The organism is Halodesulfovibrio spirochaetisodalis (assembly GCF_001672295.1).
Lineage (GTDB): Bacteria > Desulfobacterota > Desulfovibrionia > Desulfovibrionales > Desulfovibrionaceae > Halodesulfovibrio > Halodesulfovibrio spirochaetisodalis.
Genome location: NZ_JXMS01000006.1, coordinates 66,239 through 80,381 on the forward strand (window position 1 = coordinate 66,239; position 14,143 = coordinate 80,381).

The following is a 14,143-nucleotide window of genomic DNA, read 5'->3' on the forward strand; positions in this document are numbered from 1 at the left end:
TCGATGAAGCAACCATAAGGTACAGCGGCAAGCATAATTCTAAAATAAACTGGATCGAGCAGGAGACTTTGTGACAGTAACAACCTCATCCCGTTCTTTCAGGCTTGTGTGTACCCCTGAAGAGCGACCACTTGTAGAAGAACTTTTGCGTGCGCAAGGGTACGATTTTGAGCCTGAACCATTTTCTGAATGGTCCCGAAAGATTACTCATGAACCAAAGCCTCTCGGCTCCAGTCTGGCTGCTTTTTTCGGTCTTATCTACATTCAGGACAGATCGTCCATGCTCCCGCCTGTCATACTCAATCCTGATGCAGGAGATGCGGTACTCGACATGTGCGCAAGCCCGGGCAGTAAAACAGGCTTTCTTGCGCAACTCGTCGGCCCTGATGGTTTTGTTATGGGGAACGAACCCAGCAGAAACCGTCTGGCAACCTTGCGACAAAACCTGTTCACAATGAACCTGCTCCACACAGCAACCTGCTCATACCCGGGAGAGAATCTTCCACTTCCATCCGGAGGATGGCAAAAAATCCAGCTCGACCCGCCATGCAGCGGTTGGGGTACTGTTGAGCGTAACCCCAATGTTCTTAAATTGTGGCAAGGCGACAAGGTAAAGCCCCTTATCGGGATTCAACGCAAACTGCTGCAGGAAGCATTTCGTCTTCTTGCTCCCGGCGGCAAGGTCGTCTTCTCCACCTGTACAACCAACGTTCAGGAAAACGAAGAACAGGTTCGCTTTGCCGTCGACGAAGTAGGATTCAACCTCCTGCCTGTCACCCCGCCGGAAGGCTTCACTTTTGAAGAACCATACATCGAGGGCTGTGAAGGCACCTTACGTGTTGATCCTGAAAAATCCGGCGCACAAGGTTTCTACATTGCTGCCTTTACAAAACCAGAGGACGCTGATCCCCCAGAACCGTTCGAAGCAGGACTCAAAGCAGACATCATGCCGCGCCGTGCCCTGAGCATGCCGGGTGTAGATGCAAACCTTCTCCCTGAAGGCGAACTTGCCCATGTTCGGGAAAACGCACTATTCCTTCCTCAGTATGCACTGGATAATTTCCCAGAAACATTCCGATGGAGAGGTTTCCCTATAGGCAAAATGGCTCGCGGAGAAGTGCGTCCGTCTCCGAGACTACGCGCCTTGATGCCTGAGTACCAAGAAGGTAACGGCATCAATCTTGAAGAAACAGAACCTATCGAACGGCTGCTTACCGGTCAATCTATGCAAGTTGAGGTTAAGGGCAAGGAAACTGGCCTGTACTTCAAAGGTCTTCGACTTGGCCGCCTGAAAGTAAAAGGAAAACGTGTTCTTTGGAGCGAAAAATAGCGTACGACTTCTCCGGTAGCTTTCCGAACCTCCTACGATATTCAGCAACTCTACACGTCTTATACAGCTATTACGGAACATTTGTATTTCCATAAAAGGGGTGAAAAAAACGCTCCCCCTTTCTTCTTGCTTTTCCATATAAAAAGGCTGTCTTTGTAACAAAGACAGCCTTTTTATTGCTCTTCAATTCAGCAACAAGTGCAGAGCAAAAATATATTCCCTGACGTGCAAGCACAACGGGATTCTACTCGTTTATGCCTAGCGGATATAATTCGGGATATTAATGAACACTTCACGTGTGAACGTCGTCATCTTTTCCATAATCCACGGAAAGGCAATCAGCAGTGCAACAAACATTGCGATAATTTTCGGCACAAAGGTAAGCGTCTGTTCCTGTACCTGTGTTGCCGCCTGAATAATAGATACAACCAGACCGACAATCAGACCGACAAGAAGCATAGGCAACGAGATCATCAAGGTAAGCTCAATGGCTTTACGGGCATAACCGATTACAAATTCGGGAGTCATGTTGTTTATCCTCACAATAGGAAGCTGTTAACGAGAGAACCGGTGAGCAGGCTCCAACCATCAACCAGAACAAAAAGAAGCAGCTTGAACGGCATGGATACCATCATCGGTGGAAGCATCATCATACCCATAGCAAGCAGGATACTCGAAACAACCATATCAATAATGAGAAATGGAACGTAGATGAGGAAGCCAATAGTAAAGCCGGTTTTAAGTTCGCTGATTACGTAAGCTGCTGCCAGCATAAGCGTTGGAACTTCTTTTTTTGTCTGAGGGCGCTCTATTTTACTGATGGTGTAAAACAACGCGAGATCTTTTTCACGCGTATGCTTGAACATAAACTCTCTGAGAGGCTGCTGAGCCACATCAATAGCCTGCGTAAAGCCAATTTCCTCATTAAGGTAAGGCTGCAGTGCTTTGTCGTTTATTTCAACACCCACAGGGCGCATAATGACGAAGGTCATGAAAATTGCGAGGCTTGCCAGAACCTGTGACGGTGGCAATTGCTGTGTTCCCAGTGCCTGCCTGAGGAACGAGAACACGATGATGATGCGGGTAAAGCTTGTCACTGTCAGCATAATGGCTGGTGCCAATGACAGAATGGTGAGCAGGAACAGGATTTCTAAAAGAACGGATACGTTTTCCGGTTCTGATTGACCTGCCCCTAATGCCAGGGAGAGGGATGGTACTGCAAGGTCCCGCGCTGCAAACGCCACCGCGGGAACCAGCAGCAATAAAACACTAAGAGTCAGAATCCTTGTCGTGGAACTGTCCCATAACTTTTTTAAATTCTTCCGTGCTTGAGGAGTCGCTAGAGTCATCTTCCGCTTCCGTTTCAGATAAAAGGTTGATCTGGTGGTCCGTAACCCCCAGTAACAGCCTTTTATTCAAGAAGCGTACCACGACTAACTGCTTTTTCGGTGCAATGTGGAAACGCTCTTCCACATCCAAGGTGACCTGACTACCTTTTTTACCTCTAAAGCCTTTATTCATGCCGATTTTCTTAACAAACCAGAGCATTCCGTACAGTACCGCTAAAAGCAACAGCAGGATGCCGATGGCCTGTATATAGCTTCCCCAGCCAACCACTTCAGGGGCAGCCGGTGACGTTCCGTTGACGATGTCAGCGGAAGATTCCACTGCCGCATGAGCGGCTGTCACGAAAATGTTATGCAAGTTGCTTCACCCTTTCGATCGGGCTGATGATATCTGTCAAACGAACACCAAACTTTTCGTTGATAACAACAGCTTCGCCACGAGCAACAAGCTTGCCGTTAACAAAAATTTCAAGCGGCTCACCTGCAAGCTTGTTCAACTCTACTACAGAGCCCTGACCAAGCTGGAGGAGTTCGTTGATAAGCAAGCGGGTACGACCAAGTTCTGCAGAAACATCAAGTGGAATATCAAGAATAAAGTCGAGTTCATGCTTGCCGGATTCCGGACGAATAGCTTTCGCATCTTCTGTCAAATCCTTGAACTCAGCCTGGCTTGCTTTGCTGGAGAGCAAGCTCTGTTCTTTCTCTTTCTTCACGTCCTCCTGCTCATCAGCAGCAAGAGCAGCAGCCCATTCCTCAGCAAGCGCTTCGTTCTGGCTCATGTTCTGCGGCTGTTCACCGCCACCAGCACCACCGCCAATATCGTCAAAATTGCCGAGATCGCCAATTGGATCATCATCCTGATCGTCAAGAGCAGCAGCCCACTGTTCAGCCAGTAAATCCTGGTTTACATCGTCAGACATAGTAACCTTCCTTCTCTGAAAGGGAATTATTGCTAGTTAATTACTGGATAACCAGTTCTGTAAAATACACACGTACAACTTTAGAGCTGCCAATAATCTGGTTAAGACGGGTTACCAGCTCATTTTTAAGCAGGAGTTTGCTCTCAAGGGAGGCAAGATCTGCATATGACTTACTGGAAAGAAGCAAGATAACGGCATCACGCACTTTTGCACCTTGCGCTTCCAGAGTTTGAGCAGAGTCAGCGTTGGCAACTTCAACATCAAGAGTAAGCTTGATGTAGCGTCGGCCAAGCGGATCAGAGAGGTTTACAAGGAAACTAGGCAGGGTAACCACCATAGAGTCCGAAGTATCTACTTCTTCCAGCTGGACATCCTGAGGTGCAGCCGCTTCGGTAGAGTTCTGGAAGTACGTTGTGTACGCATAGTACCCGCCGCCTCCCAAAAGCAGAAGGACCAAAAGCATGATGATCCATTTCATCTTACCGCTTTTTTTCTTAGATTCACTTCCTTCTTCAATCACGATACAGCTCCTTTACAGTTTCTTGCAGCAATCTCTTATACATAGCGTCCAAGACGCTGAGTTGTTTTAATCAAAATTTCTACTCGCCTATTCTGTGCCCGTCCGTATTCTGTCGCATTTGACTCAACAGGCTTATCAGCACCGTATCCGCTTACTGAAAAACGGGAGGGCTTTAATCCCTGATCCAAGAAATACTCAAGTACGGACATTGCACGCTTTCCAGACAACGGATAGTTGGCGGCAGTGTTACCACCGGTATTATCTGCATGTCCTGAAATATTCACATCTGCCGATGTATATTGCAGCATCAGGACAATTTGAGAGAGCAGTTGTTCTGCCGATGAAGTCAGCGTATAGCTGCCCGGCTTAAACACAAGATTATTTGTGAGAACAATGGCAAGGCCTTCCGGCTTTTGCAGGATACGTAAGTTACGATCCAGCGTGCTCATATCAATGTCCGGAGGCAACACATCCTCTGGAAACAGCAAGTCTTTAATTCTATCCCGCTGTTCAAACGCAGTCTTAGGATCTTTCACCAGATCGACAATCAATTTGATGCGCTGGGGCACTCGTCCGGAGCCATGGTACTTAATCGCACCGAAGCCCCTGTCGAACGGGTTAATCTTTGTAAGTAACGTTCTGTCCATTGAAGACATACTGAGCAATAATACAAAGAAGGTAAGCAGCAATGTCACAAGATCAGAGAAGGTAACCAGCCACGAAGGGTTGCCTTTCGGCTCTTCTTTCTTTTTACGTGCCATTGTTACACTCCACTCGGCGTTGAACCGTCTGTTGCGGACACTTTATCACCGCCTTCGCGAACACTTAGATCAAATTTGAAATCTTTAAAATCAAATTGTTTCTGCTTTTCCGGTGCCTCGCGAGTGAGTTCTTCCAGCTTATTGATCCATTCCATGTTGCGTTTATCAAGCACAATATCAACGCGTCTGTTCTTCTTTCTACCTTTAGGAGTGTTGTCGCTCCACCGCGGATGGTAATTGCCAAAAGCTTCTACCATCATATGCTCTGTATCGATGCCACGGCTTTTAAGGTAGCTGTAGACGCTCATAACGCGCATGAATGAAAGATTCCAAGTAGGAGAAAGTTCTTCATCACGCGTAAAAGAAACTTCGTAATCAACACCGGCCTCATCGCGCAAAGCGGATGTATGGCCAGCGAGCAGCAGCGGATGCTTAATACGCATTACCCACGGAAGAATACGGTTGAGCAATACAACACCCCGTCTGCTTAACTGGGTTGTACCCGGTTGGAAAAGAACGTCTTCACTAATGGAGAACACTTGAACATACTTGTTCTCCTGAAAGTTCAAATCTTCTTTGTCATCTTCCCACAAGAGGTCTTTAAGCGGAGAAAGGTCATCTGTATCCATCTCCATCGGCCCCGGGTCAACAACACGTTTCGTGTCTTTTTGTGTGGCGGGGTTAAGGTTGCCGTGCCCCTCGCCAAATTGACCTGAGACAGAGGTAAGTACAATAAGCTTTCTTCGTGAGTCAGGAATCGCCATACTTACGAGCAAAACAAAGAACGTAAGCAAAAGGGTCATCATGTCTGAGAACGTGATGAGCCAGGTTGCTCCTCCGCCTTCTTCTTCTTTCTTTTTACGCTTAGCCATATCGTACTCCCGCTACATGTAAGTATGGGAACTGCTAAGCAGCATCTTCACGATCGCCGACCGGCTGGTAGCAGGACAGTTTTTCCTGAATAATACGCGGGTTCTCACCGCGTGAAATAGAGATTACACCTTCCAGCTGCATCTCTTTAATGCGGATTTCGCTGTTACTGCGAGACTTGAGCTTACCTGCCATCGGGATGAAGACAAGGTTAGCAAGACACGCACCATAGAAAGTTGTAATAAGAGCAACCGCCATAGCAGGGCCAATTGAACTAGGGTCGTTCATGGTTTGCAGCATCTGCACCAGACCGATAACCGTACCGATCATACCCAGAGCAGGAGCATACTCACCAAACGATTTCATTATGTCCTGTCCGTCGCTGTGACGGGCTTCTGTGTTGGCAATTTCCGATTCCATAATCTCCTGAATCGCCTGCGGCTCAAGGCCGTCAACGGTCAACTGTAAGCCCTTTTTAAGGTAGGGATCATCAATACCGCTGATAATAGGCTCAAGAGAAAGAATACCTTCACGGCGTGCGCGGTCAGCGTAATCTTTAAACTGATCAATGGTTTCCTGCTGTGAAAGTTCTGCAGCAAAGAGAGTTTTCTTGATAACGCTCATTACGGAAACAACGCGGTGCAATGGATAGTTAACAAGCGTTGCGCCGATGGTGCCGCCAAGAACGATGAGTAATGACGGTATGGAAATAAAGATAAGAAGACTGCCACCCATCATGATAGCAGAGAGTACCAGACCAAAGGAAATTACTATCCCGAGAACCGTTGCCAAATCCATAGAATGCTCTTTTTTCGCGTGTTAGTAAGGACGCGGGCCGAAAATTTCTGTTCCTATACGCACAAATGTGGCGCCTTCTTCAATTGCCTGCACATAATCCTGCGTCATACCCATTGAAAGGTGCTTCAAAGGCATGCCGAGGCGTGTCGCAAGCTCATCGCGCAGCATACGCAAATTACTGAAGAAAGGACGTGCTTCCTCTGCAACACAAGATGCCGGTGGCATTCCCATCAGGCCGCAAATACGTAGCTGTGGAAGTGCCATAATCTGTTCAGCAAGTTCAAAGAGTCCGTCTTTATCTACGCCGGACTTTTGTGCTTCATCACCAATGTTCACCTGAAGCAGAATATCCTGAACTTTTCTTTCACCGTCCAAACCGGAAACGGGAAGCATCTCCATGCGTTTTTGCAGTTTCTGTGCCAAGCTCAAGCGATCTATGGAGTGGATAAGAGCAAACTTACCAGCTACATCCTTTGCTTTCTTGGACTGTAAATGACCGATAAAATGCCAGTTAATAGTATGCTCCGCCAGCTCTTCCTGCTTTGCAAGAGCCTCTTGAACATAGTTCTCCCCAAAGTCTAATTGTCCGTGATTGTTAAGAATTCGCACAGACTCAGCCGGATGTCGTTTTGACACGGCAATCAGTTTTACTTCTTCCGGATTACGCCCCGCATTGCGGGCAGCTTCAGCGATTTTTTCTACGACAGCATCGTATCGGGCAATAATTGCAGCACCGTCTACCTGACATTCATTCATAGTTCTTAATCCATTTTTCCGGCGGTTATTACCCCTCACCGGTATGTGTGAGTACGGGGTTTTGACACCCCCAATAAAAAAGGCGGCATACGCCGCCTCAGATTGATGACAAACCCGCACATTGCGGCGTCACTTCAAAAAAGCCAGATGCTCACATAGTTATCTATGCATTGCTCCTGACATTTTCTCATTCCTTGCACTGCACAGATTTGTCTCAATCTGACAGGTAAGGACGTTGTCAGCAATCTGAAGCAGCATATGCCGCCTACTATTTGCTGAAATGAAGCAGCTTACGAAGAAGAAAGACCAAGCAAGCGCATAAAGCTTACATCTTCTGTCCAGCCTTCGCGAACCTTCACCCAAAGCTCAAGGTGAACTTTCTGGCGAAGCATTTCCTGAAGCTCTTTACGGGCTTCGGTGCCCACTTTCTTCAGGTTCTGTCCCTGCTTACCAATAACCATTGATTTATGGCTCTTACGGGAAACATAAATAACAGCGTTCACGAAAACGCGCTCGCCCGTGTCATCCCATTTTTCAATTTCAACTGCGCAGTTATACGGAAGCTCCTGACGTAATTCCATAAAGAGCTTTTCACGCACAACTTCAGAAGCCATAAAGCGTACAGGTACTGTGGAAAGCTGATCTTCAGGGTACAGCTTTTCAGAAACCGGAAGATGCTTCTTAAGGTATTCGAGCATCGGCTCAAGGCCGTCTCTGCGCATAGCGGAAACTGGAAATACTTCTGCATTTGGCCAAAGTGCGCTCAATTTTTCGAGAAGAGGAAGCATCTTGGCTTTATCGCGGAACTTATCCACTTTGTTGACAGCAACTACCACAGCACGTTTTTCGTTAAGAATAGCTTCTTTCAACGGCTCGATGTCTTTATCAAATGCACCGGGACGGTCAACGTACAGGGAACCATCCAGAACCACCATAACTACATCTGCACCACTAAGGGTGTGCCATGCAGTCTGCAGCAAAATTTTGTTCATTTTACCACGAAGCTGGTGAATACCCGGGGTATCCATGAAGATAACCTGAGAGTCTGGGCTGGACAGGATACCGCTGACCTGATTTCGGGTAGTTTGTGGCTTAGGGGTAACAATTGCTACTTTCTGCCCTAAGTATGCGTTAAGCATAGTAGATTTACCCGCATTAGGTGGTCCCATCATAGCGACCCATCCGCAGCGGTGTTCTGTGTTACTCATATATATTTTTCTCCATCAATATTCTGACAAATTAATTTGTTTAGATGTGTAATAGGACTTCATATAAAGTCAAGGAGTCATCAATGACTATACGCGTGCCTGAGTAATACAGCAAATGGAAGATTTAGGTAAAGTCCGCGACAGTCGGGGGGATGCACAAAACAAAGCAAGGATGCAGAATCTAGCTAGTTTTCTGCATCCTTGCACGAGGAGACTCTCAGCCATTTCTGGCAGGAGCGTCTGAACATCGGGGGAGGTACCTCCCCAAATGTTTTACTGCCCACAACAAGTGGTAAAACCACAAGCGGAAGACGTTGTGTGCATTGATTGACTGTAGCGTTTATTGTGTACGGCAGCAAATGGTATAACGCTTACAATTATAAGAAATAACAATCGTAGCATCCAAAACAGCACCACATGTCCCACCCAACAGACAATATGCCGAACACTGTTTACATTTTTTGGCGAACCACCATTGAGAAGCCAACAAAAAACACCTGAAAAACAAAGGCCTCAGCAATAAAAAAAGCTGTTCTTTCAAAAGAACAGCTCCAAGTACCAATTTATGCTCTAAGCCCAACAGCAAAAGCATAATTATTGAACAGCTAACACCCGCACACCTTTTCTGTCACAGCCTTGCAGCTATGTTCATCCGGCATAAACATTGTGCCGTTTATGGCAGTAACAGGACGCATGCCTATGAGTGAATTAAGAACATATGCATACCGGAAATTACTTACTGAGTACGAACGCACTGAGCAGTCATAAATAGGCAAAATGGAACGTGCAGCTTCCAAAGCAATGGAAGGTAGACGAAGCTTACCACCCGGCACGCAAAAACGCTCACCATCTCCAAACAGCAACGCTGCTGTGGTTGTTTCGGTAATGTGGTTATCGCGTGAAAGTAAAACAGCGTCGTCATACCCTTTTTCAATGGCAGAACGGCGCTGTAACCAGTTATACATATAATTCATTGTCTTGTGGCCTAGCAACGGGTGTTGCACACCGTCAGTAACAGTACATAGTCTATATAATTTATCTGGCTGCGGAGTATAGGGAGCAGCAGTAATGACAGGGTCAACCATGTCATTTTCTTCAATCAGCGAAAAAATATTAACCCGTGCGGTCTGCCCCATCAGTCCGTTCCGCTGGACAACTTCCATAGCAAGTTCTGCGTAATCAATCTGCGGGACAACAAATCCCAGCTTTTCCAGCGAACTCTCCATCCTGTAGAGATGCTGATTAAAGAAACACAAGTTTTTTCCGTTGAACAGGATGGTTTCAAAAACTCCTGCCCCAAAACGAAAAGACGGAGCGGCAATATTCTGCGTTACTCCGTCTGTATGGTATTCACCAGATTTGTAGTAGGTCATGTAGATAGCACCTTTCGAAACTTTTCTGCTTTCGCGATAGTCTCTGCAAATTCCTGCTCCGGCACTGAATCAATCACCAGCCCGCTTCCTGCAAAATACCGGAACTTTTGTATACCACTAAGATCATATGTAAACCATCCGGTACGAATTGCAATACTTGAATTCATGGTCACAGGATTTTTGATATGAAGGAAGCTGCCGCAGTACAAATCCCTGCTGTGCGGCTCTAACTGTTCGATAATCTGCATGGTTCGTAATTTTGGGCAACCGGTAATGGAACCACCGGGAAATGCATCAAAGAGCAGATCAAGACAGGTGGATTCCTCTTTCAATGTTCCGCGCACCACAGAATACATTTGCAGCATATTATCTACCGTGAATATGCCCTTGTGCCGCTCAACGCGGACAGAGCCGTATTCGCAGTGTGCTGAGATATCGTTACGGATAAGGTCTACAATCATAGACAGTTCCGCACTTTCTTTTGGTGAATTTTTAAGATCCGAAACTAGTTTTTCAGAAAACTCAGAATACGCCACCGTACCCTTGATCGGCTCAGAGGTAATTATTCCCTCCTCCACACGCAGAAAACATTCCGGAGACGTTGAAATAATTTTAACATCTTCTGATGAGAACCATGCATAGTACGCAGCCGGATAGTGCTGCCACAGATGCATGAACAGGCCTGCTGCATCACACTGCTTTTTACCGTCAGCGAGTTTCGTCGGAACCACTGTAAAATTATCCGGTACAGTCATGGAAAAAGCTGATGAAAGGCATAACTGATATGTGTCGCCGCTGCGAATATGCTCCAGCACCTTCTCTACACCCGCAATATAGTCGTCACGGTTCATGGAAGGAACAGGAACGGAAAAAGCGGTGCATTCCGGCAGCAGTCTGGCAGGGGACGGCGGAGTTGTGCACACATCTTTGAGACGTTGTAGAATGCGGCTGTCCGCACTTTCCAGCGCAGCACACTCTAAAAGGCCTGTGGAAATATTGACTGTAATGAGAATGGCATACTGACGGAAATGCCCTAGCGGCAGGTCGTTACGCTTCTCAGAGGGAATACCGTGTTCTTTCAGGCCATATGTATAGGATAGGTAGCCAAGAGTTTCATGACCGGAAGCAAAGCAGAATTCCTTAACATCTTCCCGCGTTGTTTCTGGCTGAACAATGAGTTCCGCAACAGGGTCAATGCCGATAACGCACACATTGGCAGAACGACGAAGCGGAGCATCATCTTTTGTGACGCCGGATAAAAACATATCCGCATCAAAATTGGTGGCAAAGCTGTTGAACAGTGCTGCAAGCTTCTCGCGCTGCACTGTACCTGCATCAAGAAAGACCGAAAAAGCGCATTGCATGGTGAATGTACCACTCACCCTGCTCCGTCAAAAACGATTCAGGATGGAACTGAAGCCCCATTACAGGGCGGGTTTCATGTTCAACAATCATTGGAACGTCTGTCCCGCTCAACGTCGCCGTAACCCTCAACCCTGCGCCTACAGAAGAAAGATACAATGAATGATAGCGCGCGACTGTGCGTGCCTCACCATTTATTTCAAGAGTATCTGTTTTTCCATGTACACAATCAGGCAAACGGTCTGTGGTTCCGCCAAAAAACTGGTTGATAATCTGCATTCCCATACAGACACCAAGCACAGGTTTTCCACTTTCAAAAACACAGTTGTATGCAGCGTATTCAGACGGGTGCCCCGGGCCGGGGGAAATAACAATCAGATCGTATTGATCAAACGGGCAATGTTGCAGAGATGTCCCCTGCTCACCATACGTGACGATGTCCGGTACAAAACAAGTTGCCGTAACAAGAAGGTGTTCAAGATTACGAGTAAAGCTGTCGTTGTTATCTATTAATACAATACGCACTATACGTTCCTGTTACAAACTCGGCTCAATCCAGATAACGGCTGCCTGCCGCCCTGTTACCCTGTCACGCCGATACGAATAAAACTCCTCTTCAAGCGTTTTAGTACAAAGGTCAAGGCTGAAAATTTGCTTTTCGGGGATACCTGCAAGCCGTAACTGATGCTTTGTAAGCTGCCACAAGTCCATTGTTTTGGTTTCCTTGCAGAACCATTCAGCCCACTCAACACCCCATTCTGTATCAAAATTAACAAACTGAGATTCTGCCGGGCCGAGACTTGGCCCCCGTACTGCAAGCACATCAGCAGGCTCTATTCCGTACTGTTCACAAAACGTGCGCACTCCGGAAACAGGAAACGCAATGCGGTTCCCCCGCCATCCCACATGTAGCCCTGCTACATACTTACCGCTTTTATGGGCAAGTAACACAGGCTGACAATCAGCAGTCTTAATAACTAGTGCTTTTTCTAGTTTGTCAGTCGCGCTTCCATCAGCCTCATGCACTGCGGCCTCGCCAACAGGCGTTTCCGGTGGATCAAAAAGAACAACATCACCATGAACCTGCTTCAGTTCACACCAGGACTGAACATTCAGCTCTTTTTGCAGTCGGATGCGGTTGTACACAACATGCTTGGGATTATCCCCCACATCCATAGAAATATTACCGGACATAAACGCGCCGGTACTTTCTCCACCAAGACGATTCTGAAAAAAACACCGGACATTAGGAACACCGGGGAACGCAAATTCAACACCGCTCAAAGCCATTGTAACGCCTCCTCAGTACATAGTGCATGCATTGTCTGATCCCATGCTTCTGTTTCCACAGCGGGGACTATCTGAAAAGAATAAGCCAAACCTACAAAGGTTGCACGCGCAAAGGCTGGTCTAGCCAGCATTCTATCATAGTATCCGCCTCCGAACCCAAGCCTGTTTCCGGCGCGGTCAAAACCGACACCAGGCACAACAACCAGGGAAGGAGTAAAGTCCGGAGCGTCATAATCAACAACTGTACAATGAGTACGGGGTTCAAGAATACCGTATGCACCTTCTTCCAGTTCATGATGCCCATCGCACCGAACAAGAGACATCTGTCCCTGCGCTTCATCACAACGGGGAAGAAGCAGAGTTCTGCCTGACTCCCATATAGCGTTAAAAAGCAGGTCGGTTCGAAGCTCGTTTCGTATAGGAGAGTACAGGATAACCTGCTGCGACGTCTTCCAGATGTCATCAGCCATGAGGTTGCGCTGTGCACTGATAGAGGCTTCCTGCACATATATTCCGCCCAGACACTCCCGTTTCGCAAGTAGCTCTTTGCGTAAGGCTGCTTTAGACAAAAGACACTCCTGATGAAAATAGAAAAATACAGCACGAATTGTGAATTCATCTGCAAAACGCAGTAGCATTTACACCGCATCTGCTCAACTTCTTTTGCAACTAATGACTCAAACGCTCAGTAAATCTATCCCAACGGTTGCAAATGATTCCTTTTGCGTCAACTATACGCACAGCACAGATTGATGACAAACCCGCTCATTGCGGCGTTGTTTCGAAAACGCCAGACGCTTATTATGTCTATCTATGCGTAACACATACGTTTTCTCTTTCCTTGCACTGCACAGATTTGTCTTAATCGGGCAGATAAAGGATTTGTCAGCAATCTCGCAGCTACTATGTTCTACAAACTGTGCCTTACGGAGTTACCTATGAGTGATTATTGGATTTGTATTGGTGACATTCATGACGAGATCGCCCGCCTCAAAGATATTCCGGGACTTGCGCAAGCACGCGGAGTCATCATCAGCGGTGATTTGACCATGGCAAAAGGGACTGCAGCTGCGCGTCGTGTTATTGACGCAGTAGCTGAGATCAACCCTGTCATCTATGCGCAGATAGGCAATATGGATAAGCCTGAAGTGACGAATTTTCTGCAAGAACAAGGGTGTAACATTCACCGTGCGGTAAAAGAGCTCACCCCTTCTGTTGCTGTCATGGGCGTAGGTACGTCCGGCATCACCCCGTTCAACACGCCTTCGGAAACACCAGACGAAAAGCTCGGTCAATGGCTCGAAGAAACATATGCCGCAACATCACAGTACAATGCCACTGTCGTTGTCGTACACGACCCTCCTTTTGACACTCACTGTGATGATCTGGGGAACGGCGTACACGTAGGAAGCAAAGCAGTGCGCGCCTTTATTGAAAAACACCAGCCGCAGCTTGTTCTCTGCGGACATATCCATGAAGCGCGCTCTGTAGACTCAATCGGGGACACGACCATAATCAACACCGGCATGCTTTCAGCCGGCGGATACGCAAAGGTTACTCTGGAAGGAACAACTGTTCGCGCAGAACTTCTTGAGATGTAATTCCTTTT

17 protein-coding genes are annotated in these 14,143 nt (G+C 47.1%); 2 read left to right on the top strand and 15 right to left on the bottom strand.

What is annotated here, in order from left to right:
- Positions 1 to 70 precede the first annotated feature (70 nt).
- A complete protein-coding gene (locus tag SP90_RS04950) occupies positions 71 to 1,330 on the top strand; it encodes an RsmB/NOP family class I SAM-dependent RNA methyltransferase (protein WP_066853211.1) in 1,260 nt (419 codons plus the stop codon).
- 258 nt (positions 1,331 to 1,588) lie between these two features.
- Here SP90_RS04950 and fliQ read toward each other — a convergent pair whose 3' ends face one another.
- From fliQ to SP90_RS05025, 15 genes are all read right to left on the bottom strand, one after another.
- Entirely contained in the window at positions 1,589 to 1,858 is a 270-nt protein-coding gene (fliQ, locus tag SP90_RS04955) for a flagellar biosynthesis protein FliQ (protein ID WP_066853213.1), read from the bottom strand.
- A gap of 11 nt (positions 1,859 to 1,869) precedes the next feature.
- Complete coding sequence (fliP, locus tag SP90_RS04960; RefSeq protein ID WP_066853215.1) at positions 1,870 to 2,679, bottom strand: flagellar type III secretion system pore protein FliP; 810 nt, start codon at positions 2,677 to 2,679, stop codon at positions 1,870 to 1,872.
- Positions 2,600 to 3,034 (bottom strand): flagellar biosynthetic protein FliO, encoded by a 435-nt coding sequence (gene fliO / locus SP90_RS16455; protein ID WP_082936303.1) that lies wholly within the window; start codon positions 3,032 to 3,034, stop codon positions 2,600 to 2,602. Before fliO ends, fliP begins: the two co-directional genes overlap by 80 nt.
- Positions 3,027 to 3,596: a flagellar motor switch protein FliN gene (gene fliN / locus SP90_RS04970; RefSeq protein WP_066853217.1), complete on the bottom strand. Its 570-nt coding sequence runs from the start codon at positions 3,594 to 3,596 to the stop codon at positions 3,027 to 3,029. The genes fliO and fliN overlap by 8 nt, the downstream gene beginning before the upstream one ends.
- Before the next feature lie 40 nt (positions 3,597 to 3,636).
- Positions 3,637 to 4,116 carry a flagellar basal body-associated FliL family protein gene (locus SP90_RS04975; RefSeq protein ID WP_157471190.1) on the bottom strand — a complete coding sequence of 160 codons (480 nt, stop codon included), beginning with the start codon at positions 4,114 to 4,116 and terminating at the stop codon, positions 3,637 to 3,639.
- A 35-nt stretch (positions 4,117 to 4,151) separates the two neighbouring features.
- Positions 4,152 to 4,877 carry an OmpA/MotB family protein gene (locus tag SP90_RS04980; protein ID WP_066853219.1) on the bottom strand — a complete coding sequence of 242 codons (726 nt, stop codon included), beginning with the start codon at positions 4,875 to 4,877 and terminating at the stop codon, positions 4,152 to 4,154.
- 2 nt (positions 4,878 to 4,879) lie between these two features.
- Positions 4,880 to 5,749, bottom strand: a complete 870-nt coding sequence (locus tag SP90_RS04985; protein ID WP_066853221.1) for an OmpA/MotB family protein — start codon at positions 5,747 to 5,749, stop codon at positions 4,880 to 4,882.
- A gap of 34 nt (positions 5,750 to 5,783) precedes the next feature.
- Positions 5,784 to 6,545 carry a flagellar motor protein gene (locus SP90_RS04990; protein ID WP_066853223.1) on the bottom strand — a complete coding sequence of 254 codons (762 nt, stop codon included), beginning with the start codon at positions 6,543 to 6,545 and terminating at the stop codon, positions 5,784 to 5,786.
- 21 nt (positions 6,546 to 6,566) lie between these two features.
- Positions 6,567 to 7,301 (bottom strand): YggS family pyridoxal phosphate-dependent enzyme, encoded by a 735-nt coding sequence (locus SP90_RS04995; protein WP_066853225.1) that lies wholly within the window; start codon positions 7,299 to 7,301, stop codon positions 6,567 to 6,569.
- Positions 7,302 to 7,591: 290 nt separating this feature from the next.
- The gene (gene era / locus SP90_RS05000) at positions 7,592 to 8,509 is read right to left on the bottom strand and encodes a GTPase Era (RefSeq protein WP_066853229.1); all 918 of its coding nucleotides are present in this window, start codon (positions 8,507 to 8,509) and stop codon (positions 7,592 to 7,594) included.
- 605 nt (positions 8,510 to 9,114) lie between these two features.
- On the bottom strand, positions 9,115 to 9,882 hold the full coding sequence (locus SP90_RS05005) for an aminotransferase class IV (RefSeq protein WP_066853231.1): 768 nt from the start codon (positions 9,880 to 9,882) through the stop codon (positions 9,115 to 9,117).
- On the bottom strand, positions 9,879 to 11,246 hold the full coding sequence (locus tag SP90_RS05010) for a chorismate-binding protein (protein WP_066853233.1): 1,368 nt from the start codon (positions 11,244 to 11,246) through the stop codon (positions 9,879 to 9,881). Before SP90_RS05010 ends, SP90_RS05005 begins: the two co-directional genes overlap by 4 nt.
- Entirely contained in the window at positions 11,218 to 11,769 is a 552-nt protein-coding gene (locus SP90_RS05015; protein WP_066853235.1) for an anthranilate synthase component II, read from the bottom strand. The genes SP90_RS05010 and SP90_RS05015 overlap by 29 nt, the downstream gene beginning before the upstream one ends.
- Before the next feature lie 12 nt (positions 11,770 to 11,781).
- Positions 11,782 to 12,534 (bottom strand): polyphenol oxidase family protein, encoded by a 753-nt coding sequence (locus SP90_RS05020; RefSeq protein WP_066853238.1) that lies wholly within the window; start codon positions 12,532 to 12,534, stop codon positions 11,782 to 11,784.
- The gene (locus SP90_RS05025) at positions 12,525 to 13,103 is read right to left on the bottom strand and encodes a 5-formyltetrahydrofolate cyclo-ligase (protein WP_066853350.1); all 579 of its coding nucleotides are present in this window, start codon (positions 13,101 to 13,103) and stop codon (positions 12,525 to 12,527) included. The genes SP90_RS05020 and SP90_RS05025 overlap by 10 nt, the downstream gene beginning before the upstream one ends.
- Before the next feature lie 369 nt (positions 13,104 to 13,472).
- On the opposite strand from SP90_RS05025, the gene SP90_RS05030 reads away from it, so the two are divergent.
- The gene (locus SP90_RS05030) at positions 13,473 to 14,135 is read left to right on the top strand and encodes a metallophosphoesterase (RefSeq protein ID WP_066853241.1); all 663 of its coding nucleotides are present in this window, start codon (positions 13,473 to 13,475) and stop codon (positions 14,133 to 14,135) included.
- Positions 14,136 to 14,143 lie beyond the last annotated feature (8 nt).

Bases quoted from the DNA above. Each gene is read 5' to 3' on its own strand.
- SP90_RS05010 (WP_066853233.1), bottom strand. From the start codon at position 11,246: ATGCAATGCGCTTTTTCGGTCTTTCTTGATGCAGGTACAGTGCAGCGC.
- SP90_RS04985 (WP_066853221.1), bottom strand. From the start codon at position 5,749: ATGGCTAAGCGTAAAAAGAAAGAAGAAGAAGGCGGAGGAGCAACCTGG.
- SP90_RS05020 (WP_066853238.1), bottom strand. From the start codon at position 12,534: ATGGCTTTGAGCGGTGTTGAATTTGCGTTCCCCGGTGTTCCTAATGTC.
- fliQ (WP_066853213.1), bottom strand. From the start codon at position 1,858: ATGACTCCCGAATTTGTAATCGGTTATGCCCGTAAAGCCATTGAGCTT.
- SP90_RS04980 (WP_066853219.1), bottom strand. From the start codon at position 4,877: ATGGCACGTAAAAAGAAAGAAGAGCCGAAAGGCAACCCTTCGTGGCTG.
- SP90_RS05005 (WP_066853231.1), bottom strand. From the start codon at position 9,882: ATGACCTACTACAAATCTGGTGAATACCATACAGACGGAGTAACGCAG.
- SP90_RS05030 (WP_066853241.1), top strand. From the start codon at position 13,473: ATGAGTGATTATTGGATTTGTATTGGTGACATTCATGACGAGATCGCC.
- era (WP_066853229.1), bottom strand. From the start codon at position 8,509: ATGAGTAACACAGAACACCGCTGCGGATGGGTCGCTATGATGGGACCA.
- fliN (WP_066853217.1), bottom strand. From the start codon at position 3,596: ATGTCTGACGATGTAAACCAGGATTTACTGGCTGAACAGTGGGCTGCT.
- SP90_RS04990 (WP_066853223.1), bottom strand. From the start codon at position 6,545: ATGGATTTGGCAACGGTTCTCGGGATAGTAATTTCCTTTGGTCTGGTA.
- fliP (WP_066853215.1), bottom strand. From the start codon at position 2,679: ATGACTCTAGCGACTCCTCAAGCACGGAAGAATTTAAAAAAGTTATGG.
- SP90_RS04995 (WP_066853225.1), bottom strand. From the start codon at position 7,301: ATGAATGAATGTCAGGTAGACGGTGCTGCAATTATTGCCCGATACGAT.